This is a genomic window from Sporosarcina psychrophila, assembly GCF_001590685.1.
Taxonomy (GTDB): Bacteria; Bacillota; Bacilli; order Bacillales_A; family Planococcaceae; genus Sporosarcina; species Sporosarcina psychrophila.
Genome location: NZ_CP014616.1, coordinates 288,071 through 312,350, shown reverse-complemented (window position 1 = coordinate 312,350; position 24,280 = coordinate 288,071). Strand labels below are relative to the sequence as shown.

The window sequence follows — 24,280 nt, the reverse complement described above, 5'->3', positions numbered from 1 at the left end:
CTAAACGTCCGTCCCTCCTTTTTCCCTACAATTAAATAAAAACGCAAGCGCCTGGATTAAAGAGACGCTGGAGTTTAGGCAATTGAAAAATCCCGTTCATACTGTCAGACGGGATATTTTTCAAGGGGAATATTTATAGTGCTTTTATTATAACGCAATGTACCATTCCAACACTCGTGAAATGCCAAGGTCAACAAGTCCGAAGTAGACTGCCATGAAAACGACTGTCGAAAGAACAACAATTGTGTAACGCGTTAATTCTTTACGTCTCGGCCAGCTGACTTTTCTCATTTCCGAGCCAACGTCTTTGAAAAAACCAGTTAACTTGCTCATTATACCGTAAACCTCCGAATATAAGTATGATCCTGCTTCCTAACTAACCGCTTCATGCCGTTTGCCTATGCAATGTATGTGCATTGCAATGCCTGCAAAACTTTTTAATCGACAAACGTTCTGTTGGCTTATCTTTCCGTGCCGGCACGGAATAGTTTCGTGATCCGCATGTATCGCAACTTAAAATAATTTTTTTAGACATTCCCTCACCCCTTACGACTCAATGTTCTAAATCCGAAAAGAGTCGAGGTAACGCATGTTAAAATGCGCTAGGAGCAGAGATAAAAGCTGATAAATAGTGCTGCAACCTTATGTCCCCTGACTTCTTGAACATCTTCTCATAGTCTTGCTAAAGGGTACCATCTACCATTCATGATGTCAATACAAGGGAAATGGACGTCTACCGCACTGTATCAACTTGCATATACCGCTCGAGTTTACGTTTTATCCTCTGAAGCGCATTGTCTACAGACTTAACTTGCCTGTTTAGCTCCTCGGAAATTTCCTGATAAGACTGGCCGTCTAAGTACAGTGCCAGTACTTGCTTCTCAAGACCACTTAGTACTTTGTTCATTTCATCTTCCATTTGAACAAAATCTTCCCTGTGAATCATGAGGCCTTCCGGATCATCCAATACTGGCCCGGCTATTACGTCGAGCAATGTGCGATCGGACTCTTCGTCAAATACCGGCTTGTCCAATGACACCGACGTATTAAGCGGGATATGCTTCTGCCTTGTCGCAGTTTTAATAGCCGTGATAATCTGCCGCGTGATGCAAAGTTCCGCAAACGCCTTGAATGAACTCAATCGATCCTCTTTAAAATCACGAATTGCTTTGTACAGGCCGATCATACCTTCTTGAATGATATCTTCCCGGTCTCCACCGATAAGAAAGTATGAGCGCGCTTTCAATCTAACAAAAGATTGGTACTTCCTAATAAGGAAATTAAGCGCATCCGTGTTGCCTTCGTGGATGACTGCTATGATTTCCCCGTCGGATAATCCGGTGAAATCCGATATGCTGCCTTCAACGTATGTTTTCTCCACCACCTGGATCACCCCGGTTCGTTATCACTATTATATAACAAGTATACCGTATGGGAAATTTTTACGTCAACCGTTCATTTCATTCCACGTCGCCATTTTTCAAATATTTCAGCAACTTCGTCAGTTAAAGGAATCTTCGAAAGCGGCCGCTGCCCTTGGATTGCCTTCACTTTTGCCGTAATGAGATCATCGATTTTATTTACTTCAAGTTCTAGCTCACGAGCTGACTTTCGGAGTGCACCATGCGCAAAAATGACCCATTGTTCTGTCAAATCTGATGTAGCTACATGAATTTGTACCCGTCTCCCCTTCAATTCAGAGACGAGCTTTTCAATTCTTTCATCAGCTGTTTCTTTTTCCCGAGTAAAGACAATCTCAACATTGTGATGCCGTTTCTTTTTTTCAATACCTGGCACAAGATGCGCATCAAAAATAATAATGACCCGCCACCCTGTATGCGCCTTGTACTCTGCCATTCTTTCGATCAAACGGTCACGTGCATCTGCGAGCTTTTTCCGCTTCATCCCGCCCAGTTCCTCCCATGCTCCGATGATATTGTAACCATCGACTAGGAGTATATCTGTTGTCATCTGCCAGAAGTATGCGGTTGACGCTTGCGCAGTACCTCGTACATAAGAAGGGAGGCTGCTACAGACGCGTTCAATGATGTAACATGCCCAACCATCGGTAAATGATAGAGGAAATCGCATTTCTCTTTCAAAATACGCGACATTCCTTTCCCTTCACTTCCAATAATGATAGCAAGTGGAAGAGTCGCATCCATTAGTCTGTAATCCACCGATTTAGCAGCATCTGTCCCCGCAATCCAAACACCACGTTTTTTCAGGTCCTCCACCGTTTGCGAAAGATTGTTCACACGCACGACAGGGATATGTTCGATTGCACCAGTGGATGACTTTGCAACAACACCCGTCAACCCGACAGCACGGCGTTTTGGTATAATGACTCCGTGAACACCCGACGCGTCAGCTGTCCGTAATATGGAGCCCAGATTATGAGGATCTTCAAGTTCATCAAGAATAAGGAACAATGGATCTTCTCCACGCTCGGTTGCAACAGTAAATAGATCTTCGAGTTCCGCATATTCGTAAGCCGCAACCGAAGCGACAATCCCTTGGTGATTTACATCAAGCAAACCATCCAACTTTTGTTTCGGGACCGCCTGCACGATAATTCCTGCTTTTTTTGCCAACGATAGGATTTCACCGATGCTTTTCATATTAAGTCCTTCAGCAACCCATATCTTATTTAATTCCCTACCCGAGCGCAGTGCTTCTACAATTGGATTTTTCCCGCCGATTAATTCAGATTCAACTTCATTTTCGTTTTCATGTTCATTCATTTTGACTCTTCCTCCTTCGGCATTTCAATAAATCGAATTGCCTCACTGATTATTTCTTGCACGCGTTCTGTTCTTCCTAATAAGTGTGAATAACCGATGACCGCTTCAAAGCCTGAACTGTAATTGTACGTTACGACATCCGTATTTTTAGGTACTGAACCAGATTTCGCATTGCGGCCACGTCTCATGACCGCCTCTTCTTCTTCCGTCAGAAAGCCTGATGCCTGCATCATCTTGAGTGTAGCTGCCTGTGATTTCGCGGAGACATAATGCGTTGCTTCTCTGTGCAGCACATTCGGTTTTACACGCCCCGAACGCAAAAGGTGCTCCCGTATCGCCTGTTCGTACACCGCGTCGCCCATGTAGGCAAGAGCCAGTGCTTTTATTTGTTTCACATCTATATCACGTAAGTTATATACGTTGCTCATCCTCTTTTCCAGCGCATGCCTTGTGCTGTATCTTCTAGAATGATACCTTGCGCTTTCAATTCATCACGAATTTCATCCGAACGCTTGAAGTCTTTGTTACGGCGAGCTTCGAGTCGTTCTTCGATTAACGCTTCGACATCTTCATCCAACAGTCCTGTTTCTTCGTCCATCGGCAATCCAAGAACCGTCAGTAGTCCGTCAAATGTGCGGATGAAATGCTCTAGCACATCGGATTGTGTGTTTTTTTCTACTAAATAGACGTTTGCCAGTTTCGCTAATTCGAATACCGATGCGATAGCGTTTGCTGTGTTAAAGTCATCATCCATTGCCACTTCAAAGTCGTTCTTGATTTCATCCACTTTATGAATCCAGATATCTTTCTGATCGCCGAGATCCGCAGACGTCGCAAGTCGGTGCTTCAAATTATTGTACGCTGTACGGATACGCGCAAGTCCATTCTCTGCACTGACAACAAGATCTTGCGAGAAATTGACTGGGTGTCTGTAATGAACTGACAATATAAAGAAGCGAAGTACTTTCGGATCAATCTGCTTCCTAATATCATTCACAAGAACAAAATTGCCAAGTGATTTAGACATTTTTTCGTTGTCGATATTAATGTAACCATTGTGCATCCAATAGCGCGCAAATTGTTTGCCTGTCATCGCTTCGGATTGCGCAATTTCATTTTCATGATGTGGAAACGTTAAATCTTGGCCACCTGCGTGAATATCTATTGTATCGCCAAGGTGTTCTCTTGCCATAACAGAACATTCGATATGCCAGCCCGGACGGCCCAATCCCCATGGACTTTCCCATGAAATTTCGCCAGCCTTAGCAGCTTTCCATAAGGCAAAGTCCAGTGGATTTTCTTTCTTGATGCCCTCTTCGATACGTGCACCGACCTTCAACTCATCCGTCGATTGGTGGGACAACTTTCCGTAGCCTTCAAATTTCTGCGTACGATAGTAGACATCCCCTTGCGATTCATAAGCGAAACCTTTATCGATTAGTACTTTCACGAATTTGACGATGTCTTCGATATGATCCGTCACACGCGGATGTACGTCAGCCTTACCGCAACCGAGCGCTGAAACATCTTCAAAGTAAGCAGCGATGAAGCGGTCTGTTAGCTCGCCGACCTCTTCCCCTAGTTCATTAGCCGCTTTAATAATCTTGTCGTCAACGTCCGTGAAATTCGAAACGTACGTTACATCATACCCTCGATATTCAAGGTAGCGTCTCACTGTATCAAAAGCGATAACCGGACGCGCATTTCCGATATGAATGTAGTTGTAAACAGTGGGACCGCAAACGTACATTTTTACTTTGCCCTCTTCCAATGGAATGAAAGGCTCTTTTTTGCGTGTCAGCGTATTGTAAATTTGAATTGTCATGATAAATCTCCTTCCTTTACTTTGGAAACATTTAAATGTTCGAGCCTATTTTTCAATTCACTAATTTCATCTTCAAGTGTCTGGCATCTATCTGCCACAGGATCCGGCATGTCACGGTGATCATGTTTACTCTTCACTCTAACACCGTTCGAAATGACGACTTTCCCCGGAATACCTACAACCGTCGATTCCGGCGGGACGTCTTTCAGGACAACTGAACCCGCTCCTACTTTACTACCTTCACCGATTGTTATGGAACCGAGCACTTTAGCACCCGATGCAACAAGTACATTATCATGAAGTGTCGGATGCCGCTTGCCGCTTTCTTTACCTGTACCACCAAGAGTCACGCCTTGGTAAATAGTGACGTCGTTGCCGATTTCACATGTTTCCCCAATTACAACACCCATTCCATGATCTATGAAAAACCTACGCCCTATTTTTGCACCAGGATGAATTTCAATACCTGTGAAAAATCGGCTAATTTGCGAAACGAGCCGTGCCAAAAACAACAACTTCCGCTTATATAAAGCATGTGCAATACGATGAGACCATAATGCGTGTAAACCTGAGTAAGTTAGAACAACTTCAAAAACAGTACGTGCTGCCGGGTCCTGTTCAAATATACATCGAACGTCTTCTTTCATTCTCTGAAACAACTCGTTCCCCCCTATAATTTCTGTGTCTAACTCCAGCGACCAAATGCTCGGGTCATAAGCCAGCCCTACTACGCGGGATAGTGCTCCGCTTCGCAGGTCCGTCTTATGCCTGTCACGGGCCTACAGGATGTAGGTCATGCAGTGGAGAGGGATTGAACTACATCCCTCTTTGTTGCCAAGGCCAGCATGAAGCTGGTCATGCAGTCGTTGCGACAGGACGTCGCGATTTTAGACTGCCTTCCTCTTAAGTGGCGCACTTAAGCTGCGTTCATTTGTAAAGGCCGCTTCCGCTTTTCTTGTCTAGCTACATCGACCAAATGCTCGGGTCATAAGCCAGCCCTACTACGCGGGATAGTGCTCCGCTTCGCAGGTCCGTCTTATGCCTGTCGCATCTACACGGCCGATTTCGCTTTTCTCATAAAAAAAATACGTCCCCGTCAAATAAATGACAGAGACGCATTGAATGCGCGGTTCCACTCCGCTTGGAAGGTGTTGGCCTTCCCGCTTGACGCCTATAACGCTGGCGGTGCGTCCGGCCTACTTACACTTTCGGCACGGCACTCAAAGGGGCATTTCCACATTACAGAGGCACAGATCATTTACAGCCGATGATGATCCTCTCTGAAGAGCTTGCAATGTGTACTTATCCTTTTCTACGGTTTAGTTATTAACTTTCATTTTACATTTCAAACGATGAAAGTCAACGTTATTGTTTTGCGTATTTAGCGACTCGTTCAATTGTTTTTTCTTTCCCAATCAATGCAATAGATGCCTGTAATTCAGGTCCATGCATTTGACCAGTTGTTACAACACGAATCGGCATAAATAAGTTTTTCCCTTTATGGCCCGTTTCCTTTTGGACTGCTTTAATCGCGTCTTTAATAGATGCAGCATCGAATGTTTCTAGCTCTTCCAGCTTTTCTTTGAATGCAGCCATTACCTCAGGCACTTGCTCCCCAGCGAGTACAGCTTGGGATTCTTCATCATATTCAATCTCGTGATCGAAAAACTGGGCAGATAATTCAACAATTTCCGCGCCAAAGCTTAACTGATCCTGATAAAGAGCGATTAAATCATGTGCCCATGCAGCTTCTGACTCAGTCATTTCTTTATTAATGAGACCGGCATCTTGCAGATGTGGCAATGCAAAATCAATTACTTCTTCAAGATTCATCTTTTTCACGTATTGATTGTTCGTCCATGTCAGTTTTTGTTTATCGAACATGGAAGGGGATTTAGATAGACGGCTTACGTCGAACATCTTGATAAGTTCTTCGTGTGTGAAAATCTCCTCTTCTCCACCCGGCGACCAGCCAAGCAGCGCAAAGAAGTTGAACATTGCTTCAGGTAGATACCCAAGATCTTTATATTGAGAGATGAATTGAATGATCGATTCATCACGTTTCGAAAGTTTTTTACGGTCTTCGTTGACGATGAGTGTCATGTGGCCGTATTGCGGAGACTGCCAGCCAAAGACGTCAAAAATCATCAATTGTTTTGGTGTATTCGTCAAATGTTCTTCACCGCGGAATACATGGCTGATTTTCATCAAATGATCATCGATAACAACCGCAAAGTTATAAGTCGGGATGCCATTCGCTTTTACAAGAACCCAGTCGCCGACGTCTTTAGATTCGAATGATACGGTTCCACGAACTAAGTCTTCCACTTTATACGTTACGTTTTCTGGTACACGCATGCGAATAGTATGTGTAAGTCCAGCAGCTTCTTTTGCTGCCGCTTCTTCTGCACTTAAATTCCGGCATTTACCACCGTACATTGGCGCCGCAATTCCAGCAGCCTTCTGCGTTTCGCGCTCTGCTTCTAGTTCGTCTGATGTACAGAAACATTTATAAGCATGACCGCTTTCCAACATCTCTTGACCATATTTTGTATAAAGGTCAAGACGTTCCATTTGGCGATAGGGACCGTATGGACCACCAATGTCGACTGATTCATCGTAATCGATGCCAAGCCATTTTAAGTTTTCAAGTTGAGAAAGTTCTCCCGCTTCGATATTACGCTCAGTATCTGTATCCTCGATTCGAACAATGAATTTCCCACCGTGGTTACGTGCAAAAAGATAATTAAAAAGCGCTGTCCGTGCCCCCCCAATATGTAAATGGCCGGTTGGACTTGGCGCGTAACGTACGCGTACTTCTGAAGTCATATGAATTCTCTCCAATCTGATTTTACTACTGTTTGCTATTTTACCACTTGCCAGGGCTGTTTAAAAGGTGTTACGCCTTAATGAGCAGAATCGTCGCCATAGAAGCAATTCCTTCTTCTCTTCCAGTGAAGCCTAATTGTTCCGTTGTCGTCGCTTTAACATTCACTTGTGAAATATCCGCTTTCAATAGCTCAGCAATACGTTTACGAATTACTTCAATATAAGGTGACATCTTCGGCTTTTGCGCGATAATCGTGCAATCGATATTGCCAAGTTTATAGCCTTTCCCTTCTACAAGAGCCCAAATCTTTTCTAATAGCACCGCAGAATCAGCATCTTTAAATTCAGCACTTGTATCTGGGAAATGACGGCCGATATCCCCTTCAGCGATTGCTCCAAGTGCCGCATCAGTAATAGTATGTAAAAGCACATCCGCATCAGAATGCCCTGTCAGCCCCCTGTCATGCGGTATCGTTATACCACCAATGATAAGTGGGCGACCCTCTTCAAATTTATGCACATCAAAACCTTGTCCTATCCGAATCATCAAAAAACCTCCTATTTTTCTTCTAACGAAAAGCGTAAGCGCCTAGGCGCTTGGAGCTAGACACTAGTTCAGGTTGAAAACTTATACTTTCTTTCTTCTCAATAAAATCTCTCCGAACAGGAGATCTTCCTGAGTGGTCATCTTCACATTGTCATACGTACCTTCAACGATTCGTACGGATTCTCCAAAACGTTCGACCAACATCGATTCATCCGTACCGAGAAATCCTTTCGCCTGCGCTTCGTCAGATGCTTCTTTCAGCAATGCATAGCGAAATGCCTGGGGCGTCTGGATGATCCATAACCTCCCACGATCCACCGTCTCCTCGACAATGCCACCCTCTGCATATTTCATCGTATCTTTTGCCCGCACACCTACGATTGCTGCACCGTGCTCGTCAGCCACTTTTACAAGCTCAGTAATGACTGTTCGACGAATGAACGGCCTTGCAGCATCATGGACAAGGACAATGCCGCCCTTGCCATGCGCTTTCATACATGCAGCCACGCTATCTTGTCGCTCCCCGCCACCGTCGACCATTGCTACCACTTTTGTAATCGCAAACTGTTCAAGCATTGACTCGATTTGCATACGTTCGTCCGGTTTTACCGCAAGGATGACCCCGTCACACGCTGGATCCTCCTCGAATACTTCAAGTGTATGGATAAGAATCGGTTTGTCATCTAATTTCAAAAAAAGTTTATTGTAGCCGGCGCCCATTCGCTGACCGCTCCCAGCTGCTGGCATCATAACTGTATAGTTCAAGACTTCTCTTCCTTTTCTTTTCATGATTAAAAACTACTTAATTCACCTTTGAAATCTTACCGTTTTTAAGTTTCGCAAATATCATTCGTCCTGCCGATGTCTGCAATACACTTGTTACGACAACGTCGATTGCATTGCCAACGTGGAATTTCCCATCTTCAACAACAATCATTGTGCCATCATCCAAATAAGCGACGCCTTGGTTATGTTCTTTACCATCTTTAACAATAACAACATGCATATCCTCACCAGGAATAACAACCGGCTTCACCGCATTTGCAAGGTCATTGATGTTTAGCACGGAGACACCGTGTAAATCCGCTACTTTATTCAAATTAAAATCATTTGTCACAACGAGTCCACCCATCTTTTTCGCTAGATGGACGAGCTTCATATCGACTTCAGGAACGCCAGCAAAATCTTCATCTGTGATTAAGATATTCGGACCATCATCAGTTTGCATACGCTTCAGAACGTCCAGCCCGCGTCTGCCTTTCGTCCGTTTCAACGTGTCTGAGGAATCCGCAATATGTTGTAATTCAGTCAACACAAACTGCGGTACAACAAGCACTCCTTCAAGAAAACCGGTTGCCGAAATATCAGCAATCCGACCATCTATAATAACACTTGTGTCCAATATCTTGTAAAGCTTACCTTTAGTCTGAGTAGATGTATCCTCCACTTCTTTCTTTTTGAGTCCACCGCTTTTTGTAGATTGCACCGTGTGAATTATTTCCTCCCGTTTCTTAAACCCGACTTGAAAACCTAAATAGCCAAGAATAATCGACAACAGGATTGGAAGGACAGACGTTATAATCGGTATCTGGATACTGCTCACTCCAAAACTGACTAGGAACGCGACACTCAAACCGACAACAAGACCGATTGTACCGAATATCAGATCAAAAACCGGTGCTTTCAATAACCTTTCTTCCATCCATTTAATGAAATTAACAATTGGTTCTGTTAGGAAAAGGCTGATTAAAAAGAGCAATATTGCTCCTAGGATTGCAGACACGTATGGATTATTAATCCATGGGCTCGTAGTAAAAGAAAATAATTTAAATAAATGCGGTAAAAATAATACACCCAGTGTTCCACCGATAAGCAAAAATGAAACTTGAACTACCTTTTTCAACATATGAACCACCTCCTTTATTTTTTAATTATACATGTTTCCGCTTCAAACCGCCTTTATAAGGTCAGGTAAGTGTGATATTTCCTTCTATTCTGTTAGGACTCCCTCCAACATGTGAAAGTTTCTCATTTACTGCATCTTTACAGTATAAAAGTGACAGGACTGCCACAATTGCAGCCCCGTCTTCTACTCAATCTTTAAAAGCAATTTTCAGTGCATCACTGACTGTTTCTACGCCTATTACGCGAATGCCTTTCGGATATTCCCAACCGCCAATATTTGAAGCGGGAATAATCGCACGCTCGAACCCGAGTTTTGCGGCTTCGGTCACACGTTGTTCAATTCTCGATACTCGTCGTACTTCACCCGTCAGCCCGACTTCACCGATAAAGCAGTCAGACAAACCAGCCGCCAAGTCACGATAACTGGAAACGATGCTCATTAGCACAGCCAAGTCGATTGCCGGCTCATCCAACTTCACGCCGCCTGCCACTTTAATATAGGCATCCTGAGCCTGCAACAGCATCCCCATACGTTTCTCAAGTACAGCCATTAACAATGACACTCGGTTTTGATCGAGCCCAGTAGCCATACGTTTTGGATAGTTAAAACTAGATGGTGTGACAAGTGCTTGAATTTCAACGAGAATCGGCCGGGTTCCTTCCATAGATGCAACAACCGTTGAACCCGCTCCCCCCTGGGATCTTTCTCGAAGGAATAGCTCGGACGGATTCAGTACTTCTTTCAAACCGGACTGCAACATTTCAAATATCGCAATTTCATTCGTAGAGCCAAAACGGTTTTTCACACTGCGTAAAATTCGGTAAGTATGATGCCGCTCCCCTTCAAAATAAAGAACTGTATCCACCATATGCTCAAGTAACCGCGGTCCTGCAATCTGCCCGTCTTTCGTTACGTGGCCAACAAGGAAAATAGCAATATTTTGCGTTTTAGCAATGCGCATCAGCTGAGCTGTACATTCACGCACTTGAGATACACTTCCTGGTGCTGATGCTACTTCGGGATGATGTACGGTCTGGATGGAGTCCACAACGACAAACGTCGGTTTCACATCCGCTATCGTTTCGTGAATTAATCCCAAATCAGTTTCTGCATAAATATAAAGTTCATCTGATTTTACGCCAAGTCGTTCTGCACGTAGTTTTGTCTGTCGAATTGATTCCTCACCTGAAATATAAAGAACACGTTGCCCTTTGTTCGCCAACAGTGAAGATACTTGAAGAAGGAGTGTCGACTTTCCTATACCCGGATCTCCACCGATTAAAATAAGTGAACCGGGGACAATTCCGCCACCCAAAACGCGGTTGAACTCCTCCAAGTCCGTGCCAATTCTTGGTTCTTCTATCATCTCGATTGAGCTGATAGGCAGCGCCTTTTGACGGACGCCCTCTGTATGCTGAAATGCACCACGTGGCCCTTTTTGAACGGCTACTTCAACTTCCTCTTCCATCGTATTCCATTCTCCGCAACCTGGGCACCGCCCCATCCACTTCGCCGATTCATAACCACATGATTTACACATAAACTTCGATTTTCTTTTTGCCATGGAATCCTCCGAACACGAAAAGGACAGCCCATTCCTACCGAAAAGAACTGTCGGTGGGATGGACTATCCAGTTCACACTTTATTTTTCGAGTACTTCTTCTTTTTTCGCAACTTTCGGTTGTTCAGCGTCGATTCCTGTCTTGACGACAAACTCTCCATCAACCACATCGACAAGTACTTTACTACCTACCAGTACTGTTCCTTTTAGAAGTTCTTCAGACAAACGGTCTTCAATGTGTTTCTGGATAGCGCGGCGTAGTGGCCGAGCACCATATTCCGGATCATAACCAACATCAACGATTTTGGTTTTCGCTTCATCTGTCAACTCTAGTTCAATCTCTTGTTCGCCTAGACGTTTCGTCAATTCATTCGACATAAGCGAGACGATTTTACGCAAATGTTCTTTTTCAAGTGCATGGAAGACAATCATTTCATCCACACGGTTTAAGAACTCGGGACGGAACGCTTTCTTCAACTCTTCAAGCATCGCTGATTTCATGCCTTCGTAATCGCGTCCCGCATCTCCCAGATTAAATCCGACATAACGATTTTTCCGCAATTCTTGTGCTCCTACATTGGAAGTCATGATAAGAACTGTGTTTCGGAAATCTACTAAGCGTCCTTTTGAATCCGTCAATCTGCCATCTTCCAGTACTTGAAGGAGAATGTTAAAGACATCCGGATGAGCTTTCTCGATTTCATCTAACAAGACTACCGAATAAGGTTTGCGACGAACTTTTTCTGTTAACTGTCCGCCTTCTTCATAGCCGACATACCCTGGTGGTGAACCGACTAGACGCGATGTCGAATGTTTCTCCATGTACTCGGACATGTCAACACGAATCATTGCATCTTCATCGCCAAACATGACTTCCGCAAGCGCTCTTGCCAATTCCGTTTTCCCGATACCTGTTGGTCCAAGGAAAATGAACGAGCCAATCGGACGTTTCGGATCTTTCAAACCTGCACGTGCACGTCGTATTGCCCGGGAAATAGCAGTTACTGCCTCACTTTGGCCAATGACACGTTCGTGTAGCATTTCTTCCATGTTGAGCAGTTTTGCAGATTCCGTTTCAGCTATTTTAGATACCGGTATTCCAGTCCACATCGCTACAACTTCTGCGATATCTTCAACTGTCACTTCGGATTCTTTTTGACCCTGCTTTTCTTTCCAATCTGTTTTCGTTGTTTCAAGTTCTTCTTTCATCTTTTGTTCTTTGTCGCGGAACGATGCCGCTTTTTCGAATTCTTGGCTTTGGACAGCTGCATTCTTTTCAGAACGAATTGCTTCTAATTTCAATTCCAGCTCTTTCAAGTTAGGCGGTGTCGTGTATGAACGAAGGCGTACTTTTGAACCCGCTTCGTCGATTAAGTCAATCGCTTTATCCGGAAGGAATCTGTCAGAAATATAACGATCCGACATTTTAGCAGCCGCTTCGATTGATTCATCTGTAATTTTCACACGGTGATGCGCTTCGTAACGGTCACGCAAGCCATGGAGAATTTGGATTGTTTCATCGACAGTTGGCTCGTCGACTTGGATCGGTTGGAAGCGTCGTTCAAGCGCAGCGTCTTTTTCAATATATTTACGGTATTCGTCAAGCGTCGTTGCACCGATACATTGCAATTCACCGCGTGCCAGCGAAGGCTTCAGGATATTAGATGCGTCGATTGCACCTTCAGCTCCTCCTGCCCCAATCAGCGTATGCAGTTCGTCGATGAATAGGATGATATTGCCCGCTTGGCGAATCTCTTCCATTACTTTTTTCATGCGATCTTCGAATTCACCACGGTATTTCGTACCCGCGACGACTGTTCCCATATCGAGTGTCATAACACGTTTGTCACGGAGAATTTCCGGCACTTCGTTATTAATGACTTGCTGTGCGAGTCCTTCAGCAATTGCAGTCTTACCAACACCTGGTTCTCCGATAAGTACTGGGTTGTTTTTCGTTCGGCGTGCTAATACTTCAATAACACGTGTAATTTCCTTGCTACGTCCGATAACCGGATCGAGCAAGCCTTCACGTGCCACTTCCGTTAAATCACGTGCCAAGCTATCCAATGTCGGCGTTGCAGCAGAATTCGAAACGCCTTGACCTGTAGCCGAGCTATCATTACTTCCCAGCAACTGAAGTACTTGTTGACGCGCTTTATTCAGACTAACGCCAGCGTTATTCAAGACACGCGCTGCAACCCCTTCCCCTTCACGGATAAGTGCTAGCAAGATGTGTTCTGTTCCGATATAAGAATGACCCAACTTACGTGACTCATCCACCGATAATTCAATAACTTTTTTTGCTCTAGGTGTGTAATGAACGATTGGACCGACATCCTTTGTTCCAGCACCTACAAGTTTTTCTACACCTTGTACGATTGTTTCAAAGTTGACACCTATCGCTTCAAGCGCTTTTGCAGCAATACCTCCGCCTTCACGAATAAGTCCAAGTAAAATATGTTCTGTTCCAATGGACTCGTGTTTCATCCGGATTGCCTCTTCTTGGGCAAGTTGCAATACTTTCTGTGCACGCTGTGTAAATCGATTAAACATCATATTCAGTCCTCTCCTTCTATACTATATATATACAATCAATTCCCCAAAAAACCATACATTACTCAAATGAATTCCTTTTCTAGAAAAGCGCAAGGCGCCGTTCAGCCTCGACAGGTAGGAGGAATGCATTTCAGTCCCTCCCATTGCACATGGGCCTAGGGGCTGGTGTCTAGACACCAATCCATGCAGTAAACCTTATGTTTTCATTCCTCTCTAGAAAGAGGTAAGAAAACAACCACCCTTTTATACGTATTCAACCGAACACGCGGGAACTCCTTTATTGGCAAAATTGACTTTGACTATCTTTGACCTAACTATACCTAAACAAAAGACAATGTGCAAAATACCTGCTCACTCTTCCGTATTAATCTCAGTCGGAGGAGAGGATTTCTCTACATTGAGTCGTTCTCGAAACAGTTTCGCTCTGAATATATCCCGTTCTTCTTGTGATAACTCCGTGCTTGCATATTGTTGTAGGAAACCTGCCTGCATGAATATCATCAGTTCGTTCAAAATCGACATGTCAACGTCCTGGATGATGCCAAGATCGATACCGAGTCTGACGTCCGAAAGGCATCGTGCTGCCTCGCCTGACGGTAATAGTCGCGCATAACTAATTGTACCCAATGAACGGAATAGCCTGTTCTCAAGCGCAATTCGCGACTTTGAAAGTAACAATTCCCGCGATTTCCGTTCATGCCCAATTAACCGAGATGCAATGTTTCCAAGATCCGCGAGAATCTCTTGCTCCGTTTTACCAAGCGTCGTCTGATTTGATACTTGATAGACATTACCAGGTGCTTCACTTCCTTCGCCATAACTCCCTCGGACAATGATTCCAAGCCGTGAGATAGCCGGGATAATACGATCAATCTGCTTCGTCATTGTAAGTGCCGGTAAATGCATCATCACAGATGCGCGCATGCCGGTTCCCGTATTCGATGGACAGCTTGTCAAATAACCAAAGTCTTCATCAAAAGCATACGGCAGTTCTTTTTCAAGGTAATCGTCAACCTGATCAGCCTGTTTATAGGCATCCTCAAGCTGTAACCCAGGATAGATGCATTGAATGCGGATATGGTCCTCCTCATTCACCATGACACTTATGGTCTCGTCTTCTGATAGAAGAACTGCGCCATGCCTGTCAGGAATTGCGAGTTGCGGACTGATCAGATGTTTTTCAACAAGTACTTGGCGTTCCAATGCAGGTAGATCGGACATCTTAGTATAGGAATAGCCACTTTGCATGGTATCAAGCAAAACACCCGTAACCGCTCTGTCTACCGCCATCGCTTCTTCTTCAGTGAACGCGATAGGAAAACGATAGCCCGTCAAGTTGCGTGCAAGTCGAATTCGCGTCGACATAACGATGTCTGAGTGCTCTCCGTAAGCAGTCATCCAAGGGGTTACCGCATCACGCATGAATTTTTCAATCGACATCGTTTTCTTCACCTCCAAGGGAAAGGTGTTGCTTTAGTGTATTCGCTTCATCACGCAAAGCTGCCGCTTCTTCAAAATGCTCAGCTTCTACTGCCTCTTTCATCTTCACTCGGATCTCTTCAATTTTCTTTTTAACTGCATATATTTCATTAAATGAAACCGGTACTTTCCCGGTATGAGTTGAATGGCCATTGTGAAGCTTGCCAAAAACTTGCGGTAAGCTGCCACGAAATGTGTCATAACAGTCGGCACAGCCAAACTTCCCAATATCGAGGAACTTCGGAAACGTTAAACCACATGAGGGACATTCGGGTCCTTCAAACGACTCTCCCCGCGTTTGCGGTTGTGCCTGGAAAGGATCAGAACCGCTAAACCAGTGAGATAGGAACTGCTGAATGGACAACGGCTCTTGATTGGGGTCGAAATGGAATGTTTGTGATTGAAATGCGCATTTCTCACATAAATGGCGTTCCAGCGATCCGACTACACTTTCTTGCGTAATCGTAATGGACGCAGTTCGTTCTTTACAATTTTCACATATCATCGAAAGCCACCTCATATCAGTTGGATTGGTGATTAGTTACGCTGTTCGTAAATAAGCGTCAAGAGCATTGCTTGTAAAATGCGTGCACGCATGATATCGCGGTCTGGAAGTGGCTGATGGATAGTTCTTCTATCAACCGCAGCAAGAATGAGCTTTGATTCGCGCTCCGTTATGACTTCTTCTTCAATTAGTCTGTAAACGACATCTAAAGCCATCGTATAAGAGGCTCCCGATTGGATACCGCCTAAAATATGTTCTATCAATTCTTTACGGGAATTCGCCTGAACGCGGAAAATACGTATGTAGCCACCGCCTCCACGCTTCGATTCAACCGCATAACCACGCTCCGCCGTGAAGCGGGTCTTAATAACGTAATTGATTTGAGACGGAACGCACTGGAACTTTTCAGCGACTTCATTGCGCTTAATTTCGATGGTTCCACACTGTCCCTCTTCGATTATTGCTTTCAAATATCCTTCAATAATGTCGGAAATGTTTCTCATACCCTCACCTCTTTCATACGGGGGATAAGCCGTTGACTTTGACTATCTTTGACTTGATTGTACATGATATTCCGCATGTTCCGCAATCGATACGCACCAGACTTAACAAGTATCGGCATGTGACAATACGTTTTAACCGTACGAAAAAACAAAAGCGGAAGCGCCTGTTCAGAAGCATAGGAGTTCAGACGTGGAATAGCTCCTTTTGCAGGTTATCCACTGTACGAGACTTTATAGTTTTCTATATATGTTGAACAGAGGAATACGATGTATGCGCTTTACAAGGGCTATTGGTAGGCCACCGGAAATTCTAATACTTGGACTCCTATCAATACCGCTTCGACGCTTTGTGGATGCCTCCCGCGATAAGCCAGAAAGAAGATCCCTTTCAGTCTTATCGCTCCGGCTACCACGAAGATGCGCCTTCGCTGGATGGTCAATGTGAGAAAGAGCATTTCATTATCTGTGATGAAATCTGCAAGTTGGAGTACGTCTTTCTTGACTATAAGTAGTATCAACTAGTAATCACATTATAGTCTCGGCATATACATCTCAAAACCACATTTCTCTCGATAATAAACACCCTAGTGCAGGCGCGGCAACGGGCTCGCCAAAGCGCCAAGCGTTCTACAATCCACACCCCGAATTAAGAAGCCACTGAAAAAGTTCTTTTTTAATAGTAAGAACTAGTTGATTGTAGTGAAGAGCGGCGACTCCAGCGGGAACAGCGCGAGCTGAAGACCCCACAGGAACGCAGTGACGAGGAGGCTGAAGCCGTGCCCGCGGAAAGCGTCCGCTCGGAACGGAAATCAACGGGATTGAAGGAAACAGGACTTTTTCAGCGGCCTCCGAATTAATACTCTCTCCTTATTGAGCGCCACAGTAGATTCAATGGGATTCTTTAATTCAACATATATAGCAACTAAAAATGGAGTGCAAGGCGAATTCGCCTTGCACTCCACTTCCGTTATTCCACGCTAACATTCGTCAACTCTTTCACAGGCAAGAATAGTTCACCCGTCTCTAAATATGTCACAACAAGCTTATCGCCCTCTTGAATATAGATTGAGAGTGGCACAGCTTCCGAAGAGACGATGAAGTTGCGTCCATCATCCGCTAAAAACGAAACAAGTGTAAAATCACCGACGCGCTCTTTGAATACACGTACGACCGTTACAGCCGCTTTCGCCTCTTCCGCACTCGAGCTACCATCTACACTGCTACCTCCGCGCTGAAGAGCTGTCTTATACAATTTCAATGCTTCGTTCGGCGTATTGCCGTAAACCGATATTTCCGGATTCGCTGCTGATACAATGAAGTAATTTTGCAGGAATCCATTTGAATCGAGCACTGGCGTTAACCAACTCGCTTCTCCGTAGAAGTTATACAAGACCGGCATTTCGCCGGACCATTTCTTTTCGATGAATTTCTTCTCGATAATCTGCAGTGCCCCTTGCGAATCCATATAGGACTCTTCCAGATTACCTGAATAATACGTTGCTTTTCCTGTCTTACCATCCGTCAACGCATAGCCAAGCATCGAGTCGACACCTTCTTTTGGACTTGTAAAGTCTGTGAAGTAATACATATGACCATTCTCGTCAAAAATCGGGCTTACATTCGCCTCTGTTCCTTCATCAGATGGCAACTTGACATCTTTCTTCCCAACGACTGAATTCCAGAAACCGTGGATATAGTTCCCGAAGTAACTATTTTGCAAACTGACCGCTTCAGGTGAAACAGCCCCGTCGATGAATTCAGGTATATCTGCAAGCAAATACTTTTTCACATCACCATTAGCAGGATCGACCATTACAATCCCTTTTACATCAAAGCCGTTACGCGCGGAAATGAATTCCCCATAAGAACGGATATAATACGGTTTTCCATCGTCGTCAATTTCAAGTTGAACATCCCCGTAAAAAATAAGGTTCGGCATTTTCATCCGTATATGACGCTCCACTTGTTTGTGGAAGTAGGACGACGGTGTATACGTCATTTCTGCTTTCACAAATTTCGGGTTATCAGCCGAGTCTGTTGCACTCATCGTAAAGTAGCCAGGCGTTGTATCAGCACTCCACCATTTAAAGAAGCCCGAAAACTCCACGGGTGCAATGTAGACAAATTTGCCATCGACTTTTTGAATTTGCAGACTGCCGAGCTCATAGTAACTCGTATTCGGAACTTGCCCGAATGCTTTCTTCATCTTATTGCGCGCAAACTTCGGTGGAACACTTGCCGGCGTTTTTGTTTCATCGAACGCTGAAATCTCCACTTGCTGATCCATTTCAACTGCTTTGTATTTCTTGTCGGCGTTGAAGAGCGGCGCGCTAAGTATATATGCACCAAAAACAAGTGCACCGAGGAACAGGACCAATTTCACTTTGCGGTCTTTGCCACCTGCCGACAAAGCACCTAGCAATGTAACGACTAAAAGCACCATCCACAGAGACGTCCAGTTACGGTCCATGTTTGTCGTATAGTAAAACACGAATACGGCTATAGCAGATAATATAGCTACGGTAACAATCGCAGCTCCTCTATTAAAAGGAGTTCTTACAGCTTCCTCATCCGCACCACGCTTCGCTTGAGTACTTAATATAAATGGGACAATAACTAGACTGAACACGATGCCCACAATAATTGAGAATATAAGTAAATTAAACATATATACACCCTTTTCCACTGAGTAAGATTTTTTGTTGTTAGCTAAGTATACGGATAATCTAGGAAATAGTTTCATTTACTTAATTAAAACCGAGCAAGTTTATTTATTTAAAATAATGGGTATACAGTAGAATAGAGGATTTTTTACTACCCTTCTTTTTTCCTCGGTCTCACAATCCAAAACAAAAAACTCCGGGGTAAATAAACCATTGGAGGCAACACATTTTGAATTGGTATGAGAAGCTAAATGAATACTTCCCCGTTGAAGAGATGAAGTCAAAGGAACATATGGATGCGTTACTAACTGACAAGAAAAGTGTTTATAAGAAGGATGAAGGACCTCATCATGTGCTCATGTATGTCGAGTTCGAGAAGTTTATATTCGTCGACTACTTGTTCGTTTCAACACAATCACGCGGCATGGGACTTGGCAGCAAATTATTAACAATGTTAAAATCCAAGAATAAACCGATTCTCCTTGAAGTGGAGCCAGTCGATTATGAAGATACAGATACTGCAAAACGACTTAAATTTTACTCACGTGAAAACTTCACACATGCACAGCGCATCGGCTATAATCGTCGCTCCCTTGCAACAGGCGAAAATACGGTACTTGAAATCTTATACTGGTCACCAACTGATTCAGGTGAAGAAGAAATCTACAATGCAATGACACAGACGTACGATGAAATCCACACTTATAAAGATGAAACATTTTATGGTAAAAAGTACGATCCTACTGATAAAGTACTTATTTTTCACACAAAAGGCAAAAGAGATATTCTGCAACCATTTGATACACCTGAATGAAAAAATGGACATCCCGTCGAAATGGGATGTCCATTTTTCAATCACACTGGAACAGGCTGTTTTGCTAAAGGTTCTAAGTCTATTTCGAATCCCATATCCTTCAGCGTTTGATAGTCTCTTTCACTTTCCTGGCCGGTTGTCGTCAAATAATCCCCAATAAAAATCGAGTTTGCCGGGTATAGCCCTAACGGCTGAAGACTGCGTAAGTTCACTTCACGCCCGCCGGAAATCCTGATTTCCTTTGTGGGATTAATGAATCTGAACAAGCATAGTACTTTCAAGCAATAGATCGGTGTTAACTCGTCTGTCCCGCCAAGGGGTGTCCCATCCACGGCATGTAAAAAGTTCACTGGAATCGAATCTGCATCCATTGCATACAAACTGCGTGCCATTGAGACGACGTCTTGTTTCGTTTCACGCATACCAATGATAACGCCAGAACACGGTGAAATACCCGACTGCTTCACAAGATCGACCGTGTTTACGCGGTCCTCATAAGTATGAGACGTTGTGATACTTCCATGGTGGGCTTCCGACGTATTGATGTTGTGATTGTAACGGTCGACGCCAGCATCTTTCAATCGGGACGCTTGGTCTGGTTTTAACAGTCCAAGACATGCACAAATGGTCATATGCTCATACTTCGACTTGATTTCCTTCACGGAATTGATAACAATTTCGAGTTCACGGTTCGCAGGACCTCTCCCGCTAGCCACAATACAGTAGGTTCCTGCATTCAATTCGGCTGCTCTAGCTGCACCTGCTACAATTTCTTCTTTTTTCATCATGGCATACTTTTCGATTGGCGCTTTTGAAATAATCGACTGTGCACAATACCCGCAGTTTTCCGGGCATAAGCCAGATTTCGTATTCATTATCATATTAAGCTTCACTTTATTCCCATAATAATGTTTCCGGATTATATAAGCCGCGTGCAAAAGCGGCAGCAAGTCCTCTTCTGGACTCCCCAATATCGATAGGGCTTCCTCATCCGTCAGGACATGTCCCACTAGAACACGTTCAGCTAACTCAGTATACTTCGTCATATTAACGCCTCACTTTCAATACCTTATACATACGGTGTCCAAAGATTCCAGCAAGGACGGCAAGGATAATATCTTTCGGCAGTGGCGGCACCATCCATAGCCACGCGACTTTGTATGTAAAGGCATCCGGTGCCGCAGCCCAGAGCTTATAGGCATAATACATCCAGTTCGTTCCGATTACATAATTTAGAACCATTCCAACGATTGCAGCAATAATATAACCATGTAATTTCCCGTTCTTTTCAACGATTTTCCCGACGATGAATGCTACTAAAATATAAGATATGATAAATCCGAATGTCGGACTGATAATTGATCCAAAACCACCACTGAATCTCGCAAATACAGGCGCCCCCGCAAGCCCGATGAACATATAGACCGCCATCGCCAGTGCACCCCTGCGACTACCAAGAATAAGTCCCGCAAGAATCGCAAAAAATGTCTGCAATGTAATCGGCACACCACCCACAACTAGAAATGGTACAAATGCGGTAATATTTGCGCCAATCATCATCAGTGCTGCGAACATTCCACTGTAGACAAGTGTTAACGGACTCATTGCGCTTTTACTTTTTGTTTTTACTGTAGCTGTTGTCATGATCTGATACACCCCTAAAGTTTATGTTATCTTTAACAGAATAATAGATAACACATTATGAGTCAACAAATATTTAAATCAAGTTAACGCAAATGACGTATTAGCAAATAAACAAAAGACCGATAGCAAATTCGCTATCGGTCTCTCTTTAGGATTTTTCGCCTTCGTCTTTTGGAAATAAAAAGTAAGAAATGATCCCGCTCAAAATCATCGCACCAATTATAATAGCCAAGCGCGTTAATCCGGGCACTTCTTGGAATTCTTTCGTCAATTTCATCCAGCCAAACCCTCCAACGAGCAGCATGACTGGAATGACAAATTTAAAAGCTCTCAACAAACTCACCTACTGTATATCATTATGGTAGCTTTATTCTACCATAAATCTGACCTATCACCAGCCGCGGCGATTTCCACAGCCACAACCGGGACGATGTCCACAGCCAGGACGATTACCGATACCGCCAACTTGTGGACCGAATCCGCCCATTCCTGGTCCCATACCTGGACCCATTCCGCCCATTCCTGGACCGAAACCTGGTCGAGCAGGGAGTGTTTGCCCCATCACATTCTGTGTTGTTTCTGTGAAATAGTGACGTGGAATTTCAACGTTATGCACCCGATTCACATTGACGATCGGATGGATATAAGGAACTTCACGCGGTACAAATTGATCGTGACAACGATACTGCGTCGGACATACTACCGGGCGTACTTGATTACCACCCATCATATTCCCTTGATGACAATTTGGCTGCTGCCAATTACCTTGTTGCATCATACTATCACCTCCTCCTTCTAGTAGATGTGAAAAGAAGGAAGACAAACGGGCGATAGACACTATGAACTTTAATGAATATTGGATAGTTTACTAACTACAGATGTTGAAATAAAGATTCCATTCAAATCCGCTGTGGCGCTCGGGGATGCCTCCCACGAGGGACACAGGAAATAATAGAATTACTTCTTGGTATAAACTGTATAATTTATGCAAAGTACGCAAAAATTATACAAACCGAACTCTTCGTTGTTCGGTTGGCTACCCCTTTTAAGGTGCCTTCACCCAGTTTCCACATGTATTCGTATATTCAATATAGATTATAGCGCTTAGTCTTGAACTCCTGCATTACGCATTCTTCTGTAGTATAGAAACACTCGAGTCACTAGAAAGAGTGGGCTGATGGAACTGGCAATCAGAAAAGCCAGTATAACTTTATGGACGAGAGATCTATCATAATCAATATTAATATTAATATTCATCCATAACACAAATGTCAGCAATGCGACTGAATAACTCGCCATAATACCATTCATAATCATTATTCTTCGCACTTGCCCTTTTCGTTCCACCTCATCGTACGTTAAGCGCGGCATCTTGTCGCCAGCTTCATATGGTTTTGCCCAAAGAGTATATTTCATAAACGTAAAAGATGATGTGAATTTCAATTGCCACCCCGCGCTTTTATGAATTGTGTAGTAGGCATGCGCCACTTTTGGTTGAAAGTCATATATATACGATACATTTTCCGCTTCACCTTCCACAAAATGAAACCTTGTTCCCGAACCTGTTACTCGAACAAGATGGTTCCCTTCAGCTGCCATTTCAGAAAGCCACTTTTCAAGAAGATCAGGTGCGTACATCCAGCCAATTCTAAGCTTGACGAACGTTTTGCCTATTCGCATATCTGTATCCGTTTGGATTTCAAAGTACTCGATTTCAAATGACCTCAATTTCCGCTGGATATAGATTGCGAGCACAATCGTCGCGATTCCTTGGAGCGCGAACAATGCAGTAATCGCCCACAAAGGGCTTCCCACGATTTCACCCCCAAAGCCAAATAGAAATGGTATAAAGGCCAATGTCATAGAGGTTAGTGGAATAGCATTCATAACAGCAAGCACCGAAATAACATACATATGAAGTCTGTTTCTTTTCAGTACACCTTCACGCGACGGAAATACATGGATATCATCCTCTTCGTTCTTGACGATTATCCAATTACCTTCCGTCACTTCAATTTCCCATCCAGAATCCTCAAGCGAACTAGGCAAATCCACCTGTAGCTTGTCATATATAATATGATGTTGCACTATTTCACGGTGTCCTTGTTCAAATGAAAACACCCGCGTCAGGCGATTAACATCCGTTAATTGCATTCCATCCTCAGCCATTTCAGATAACCAACGTTCTGTCTTTTCCACATCATAACTCCAAAATGGTCTCCATTTTTTCGCAGTCATTGGAATCCCCCCTCGTGTTTCATTGCATTTGTGTGCAATTCTTTCAGCCGTCCCATTTCGTGGCGCATGAGTCCTTTTCCAACATCCGTAATTTCATATATTGTTTTGCGCTTTTCATCTGCATAGACCGTAATGATTCCATCTCGCTGCATTTTCGTCAGCGTGCCGTAAATTGTTCCGGATCCAAGGATAAGTCGGCCCTCTGTCAATTCTTCCACGTACTTAATAACACCGTAGCCGTGGCGTGGTTTCGTAAGTGATAGCAAAATATAGAATGCCGTTTCTGTCATCGGACTATATGATTTAATAATTTTCTCCATTTTCAATTGAACTCACATCCAATTCTTTACATTCATTATGTCATGGCTCGACTATATCACGGTGTGACATAGTGGTCAAAGGTATTTTGATAAATCAAAAAGGATCTTTCCGTAGAAAGACCCCATTATTCACCGTATGAATTAC

25 protein-coding genes and 1 other annotated feature are annotated in these 24,280 nt (G+C 43.8%); of the genes, 1 reads left to right on the top strand and 24 read right to left on the bottom strand.

Annotated elements, in window-relative coordinates; translation table 11 throughout:
- Positions 1 to 147: 147 nt before the first annotated feature.
- From secE to AZE41_RS01275, 18 genes are all read right to left on the bottom strand, one after another.
- Positions 148 to 333, bottom strand: coding sequence for a preprotein translocase subunit SecE (gene secE, locus AZE41_RS01360; protein WP_067204707.1), 186 nt, complete (start codon positions 331 to 333; stop codon positions 148 to 150).
- Between the two features lie 52 nt (positions 334 to 385).
- Entirely contained in the window at positions 386 to 535 is a 150-nt protein-coding gene (gene rpmG, locus AZE41_RS21985; protein ID WP_082786457.1) for a 50S ribosomal protein L33, read from the bottom strand.
- Positions 536 to 733: 198 nt separating this feature from the next.
- Positions 734 to 1,381, bottom strand: a complete 648-nt coding sequence (gene sigH, locus AZE41_RS01355) for an RNA polymerase sporulation sigma factor SigH (RefSeq protein WP_197485353.1) — start codon at positions 1,379 to 1,381, stop codon at positions 734 to 736.
- A 74-nt stretch (positions 1,382 to 1,455) separates the two neighbouring features.
- Complete coding sequence (locus tag AZE41_RS01350; protein WP_067204704.1) at positions 1,456 to 1,971, bottom strand: NYN domain-containing protein; 516 nt, start codon at positions 1,969 to 1,971, stop codon at positions 1,456 to 1,458.
- Entirely contained in the window at positions 1,968 to 2,744 is a 777-nt protein-coding gene (rlmB, locus tag AZE41_RS01345; protein WP_067204702.1) for a 23S rRNA (guanosine(2251)-2'-O)-methyltransferase RlmB, read from the bottom strand. Before rlmB ends, AZE41_RS01350 begins: the two co-directional genes overlap by 4 nt.
- Positions 2,741 to 3,172 (bottom strand): Mini-ribonuclease 3, encoded by a 432-nt coding sequence (locus tag AZE41_RS01340; protein WP_067204700.1) that lies wholly within the window; start codon positions 3,170 to 3,172, stop codon positions 2,741 to 2,743. The genes rlmB and AZE41_RS01340 overlap by 4 nt, the downstream gene beginning before the upstream one ends.
- The gene (gene cysS / locus AZE41_RS01335) at positions 3,169 to 4,569 is read right to left on the bottom strand and encodes a cysteine--tRNA ligase (protein ID WP_067204697.1); all 1,401 of its coding nucleotides are present in this window, start codon (positions 4,567 to 4,569) and stop codon (positions 3,169 to 3,171) included. The genes AZE41_RS01340 and cysS overlap by 4 nt, the downstream gene beginning before the upstream one ends.
- Positions 4,566 to 5,228 carry a serine O-acetyltransferase gene (cysE, locus tag AZE41_RS01330; RefSeq protein WP_067204694.1) on the bottom strand — a complete coding sequence of 221 codons (663 nt, stop codon included), beginning with the start codon at positions 5,226 to 5,228 and terminating at the stop codon, positions 4,566 to 4,568. The genes cysS and cysE overlap by 4 nt, the downstream gene beginning before the upstream one ends.
- A 447-nt stretch (positions 5,229 to 5,675) precedes the next feature.
- Positions 5,676 to 5,893, bottom strand: a binding site (T-box leader).
- Between the two features lie 41 nt (positions 5,894 to 5,934).
- On the bottom strand, positions 5,935 to 7,398 hold the full coding sequence (gltX, locus tag AZE41_RS01325; protein ID WP_067204691.1) for a glutamate--tRNA ligase: 1,464 nt from the start codon (positions 7,396 to 7,398) through the stop codon (positions 5,935 to 5,937).
- Positions 7,399 to 7,468: 70 nt separating this feature from the next.
- The gene (gene ispF, locus AZE41_RS01320; RefSeq protein WP_067204689.1) at positions 7,469 to 7,945 is read right to left on the bottom strand and encodes a 2-C-methyl-D-erythritol 2,4-cyclodiphosphate synthase; all 477 of its coding nucleotides are present in this window, start codon (positions 7,943 to 7,945) and stop codon (positions 7,469 to 7,471) included.
- An 81-nt stretch (positions 7,946 to 8,026) separates the two neighbouring features.
- A complete protein-coding gene (gene ispD, locus AZE41_RS01315) occupies positions 8,027 to 8,710 on the bottom strand; it encodes a 2-C-methyl-D-erythritol 4-phosphate cytidylyltransferase (RefSeq protein ID WP_067204686.1) in 684 nt (227 codons plus the stop codon).
- Between the two features lie 37 nt (positions 8,711 to 8,747).
- Positions 8,748 to 9,851, bottom strand: coding sequence for a PIN/TRAM domain-containing protein (locus tag AZE41_RS01310; RefSeq protein WP_067204683.1), 1,104 nt, complete (start codon positions 9,849 to 9,851; stop codon positions 8,748 to 8,750).
- A gap of 187 nt (positions 9,852 to 10,038) precedes the next feature.
- Positions 10,039 to 11,415, bottom strand: coding sequence for a DNA repair protein RadA (gene radA / locus AZE41_RS01305; RefSeq protein ID WP_067204680.1), 1,377 nt, complete (start codon positions 11,413 to 11,415; stop codon positions 10,039 to 10,041).
- A gap of 79 nt (positions 11,416 to 11,494) precedes the next feature.
- Positions 11,495 to 13,969: an ATP-dependent Clp protease ATP-binding subunit gene (locus AZE41_RS01300; RefSeq protein WP_067204678.1), complete on the bottom strand. Its 2,475-nt coding sequence runs from the start codon at positions 13,967 to 13,969 to the stop codon at positions 11,495 to 11,497.
- Positions 13,970 to 14,320: 351 nt separating this feature from the next.
- Positions 14,321 to 15,409, bottom strand: a complete 1,089-nt coding sequence (locus AZE41_RS01295) for a protein-arginine kinase McsB (protein ID WP_067204675.1) — start codon at positions 15,407 to 15,409, stop codon at positions 14,321 to 14,323.
- The gene (locus AZE41_RS01290; RefSeq protein WP_067204672.1) at positions 15,399 to 15,953 is read right to left on the bottom strand and encodes a UvrB/UvrC motif-containing protein; all 555 of its coding nucleotides are present in this window, start codon (positions 15,951 to 15,953) and stop codon (positions 15,399 to 15,401) included. The genes AZE41_RS01295 and AZE41_RS01290 overlap by 11 nt, the downstream gene beginning before the upstream one ends.
- Positions 15,954 to 15,985: 32 nt before the next feature.
- Positions 15,986 to 16,456, bottom strand: coding sequence for a CtsR family transcriptional regulator (locus tag AZE41_RS01285; protein ID WP_067204668.1), 471 nt, complete (start codon positions 16,454 to 16,456; stop codon positions 15,986 to 15,988).
- 967 nt (positions 16,457 to 17,423) lie between these two features.
- Entirely contained in the window at positions 17,424 to 19,124 is a 1,701-nt protein-coding gene (locus AZE41_RS01275) for a hypothetical protein (RefSeq protein ID WP_067204664.1), read from the bottom strand.
- 224 nt (positions 19,125 to 19,348) lie between these two features.
- Between AZE41_RS01275 and AZE41_RS01270 the strand changes: the two genes are divergently transcribed.
- On the top strand, positions 19,349 to 19,933 hold the full coding sequence (locus AZE41_RS01270; protein WP_067204662.1) for a GNAT family N-acetyltransferase: 585 nt from the start codon (positions 19,349 to 19,351) through the stop codon (positions 19,931 to 19,933).
- A 41-nt stretch (positions 19,934 to 19,974) separates the two neighbouring features.
- On the opposite strand, the gene bioB is transcribed toward AZE41_RS01270, so the two are convergent.
- The 6 genes from bioB to AZE41_RS01245 all read right to left on the bottom strand — a co-directional run bounded on the left by bioB (position 19,975) and on the right by AZE41_RS01245 (position 24,141).
- Complete coding sequence (gene bioB, locus AZE41_RS01265) at positions 19,975 to 20,979, bottom strand: biotin synthase BioB (RefSeq protein ID WP_067204660.1); 1,005 nt, start codon at positions 20,977 to 20,979, stop codon at positions 19,975 to 19,977.
- Position 20,980: 1 nt separating this feature from the next.
- Positions 20,981 to 21,577, bottom strand: a complete 597-nt coding sequence (locus AZE41_RS01260) for a biotin transporter BioY (protein ID WP_067204657.1) — start codon at positions 21,575 to 21,577, stop codon at positions 20,981 to 20,983.
- A 148-nt stretch (positions 21,578 to 21,725) separates the two neighbouring features.
- Positions 21,726 to 21,911, bottom strand: a complete 186-nt coding sequence (locus AZE41_RS22470; protein ID WP_156475936.1) for a histidine kinase — start codon at positions 21,909 to 21,911, stop codon at positions 21,726 to 21,728.
- A 57-nt stretch (positions 21,912 to 21,968) separates the two neighbouring features.
- Positions 21,969 to 22,355 carry a hypothetical protein gene (locus tag AZE41_RS22985; protein WP_067204654.1) on the bottom strand — a complete coding sequence of 129 codons (387 nt, stop codon included), beginning with the start codon at positions 22,353 to 22,355 and terminating at the stop codon, positions 21,969 to 21,971.
- A gap of 326 nt (positions 22,356 to 22,681) precedes the next feature.
- Positions 22,682 to 23,815 carry a DUF2812 domain-containing protein gene (locus AZE41_RS01250; protein ID WP_067204651.1) on the bottom strand — a complete coding sequence of 378 codons (1,134 nt, stop codon included), beginning with the start codon at positions 23,813 to 23,815 and terminating at the stop codon, positions 22,682 to 22,684.
- The gene (locus AZE41_RS01245) at positions 23,812 to 24,141 is read right to left on the bottom strand and encodes a PadR family transcriptional regulator (RefSeq protein WP_197485352.1); all 330 of its coding nucleotides are present in this window, start codon (positions 24,139 to 24,141) and stop codon (positions 23,812 to 23,814) included. The genes AZE41_RS01250 and AZE41_RS01245 overlap by 4 nt, the downstream gene beginning before the upstream one ends.
- Positions 24,142 to 24,280: the final 139 nt, after the last annotated feature.

Bases quoted from the DNA above. Each gene is read 5' to 3' on its own strand.
- secE (WP_067204707.1), bottom strand. From the start codon at position 333: ATGAGCAAGTTAACTGGTTTTTTCAAAGACGTTGGCTCGGAAATGAGA.
- rpmG (WP_082786457.1), bottom strand. From the start codon at position 535: ATGTCTAAAAAAATTATTTTAAGTTGCGATACATGCGGATCACGAAAC.
- AZE41_RS01350 (WP_067204704.1), bottom strand. From the start codon at position 1,971: ATGACAACAGATATACTCCTAGTCGATGGTTACAATATCATCGGAGCA.
- rlmB (WP_067204702.1), bottom strand. From the start codon at position 2,744: ATGAATGAACATGAAAACGAAAATGAAGTTGAATCTGAATTAATCGGC.
- AZE41_RS01340 (WP_067204700.1), bottom strand. From the start codon at position 3,172: ATGAGCAACGTATATAACTTACGTGATATAGATGTGAAACAAATAAAA.
- cysS (WP_067204697.1), bottom strand. From the start codon at position 4,569: ATGACAATTCAAATTTACAATACGCTGACACGCAAAAAAGAGCCTTTC.
- gltX (WP_067204691.1), bottom strand. From the start codon at position 7,398: ATGACTTCAGAAGTACGCGTACGTTACGCGCCAAGTCCAACCGGCCAT.
- ispF (WP_067204689.1), bottom strand. From the start codon at position 7,945: ATGATTCGGATAGGACAAGGTTTTGATGTGCATAAATTTGAAGAGGGT.
- AZE41_RS01310 (WP_067204683.1), bottom strand. From the start codon at position 9,851: ATGTTGAAAAAGGTAGTTCAAGTTTCATTTTTGCTTATCGGTGGAACA.
- radA (WP_067204680.1), bottom strand. From the start codon at position 11,415: ATGGCAAAAAGAAAATCGAAGTTTATGTGTAAATCATGTGGTTATGAA.
- AZE41_RS01300 (WP_067204678.1), bottom strand. From the start codon at position 13,969: ATGATGTTTAATCGATTTACACAGCGTGCACAGAAAGTATTGCAACTT.
- AZE41_RS01295 (WP_067204675.1), bottom strand. From the start codon at position 15,409: ATGTCGATTGAAAAATTCATGCGTGATGCGGTAACCCCTTGGATGACT.
- AZE41_RS01290 (WP_067204672.1), bottom strand. From the start codon at position 15,953: ATGATATGTGAAAATTGTAAAGAACGAACTGCGTCCATTACGATTACG.
- AZE41_RS01285 (WP_067204668.1), bottom strand. From the start codon at position 16,456: ATGAGAAACATTTCCGACATTATTGAAGGATATTTGAAAGCAATAATC.
- AZE41_RS01275 (WP_067204664.1), bottom strand. From the start codon at position 19,124: ATGTTTAATTTACTTATATTCTCAATTATTGTGGGCATCGTGTTCAGT.
- bioB (WP_067204660.1), bottom strand. From the start codon at position 20,979: ATGACGAAGTATACTGAGTTAGCTGAACGTGTTCTAGTGGGACATGTC.
- AZE41_RS01260 (WP_067204657.1), bottom strand. From the start codon at position 21,577: ATGACAACAGCTACAGTAAAAACAAAAAGTAAAAGCGCAATGAGTCCG.
- AZE41_RS22985 (WP_067204654.1), bottom strand. From the start codon at position 22,355: ATGATGCAACAAGGTAATTGGCAGCAGCCAAATTGTCATCAAGGGAAT.
- AZE41_RS01250 (WP_067204651.1), bottom strand. From the start codon at position 23,815: ATGACTGCGAAAAAATGGAGACCATTTTGGAGTTATGATGTGGAAAAG.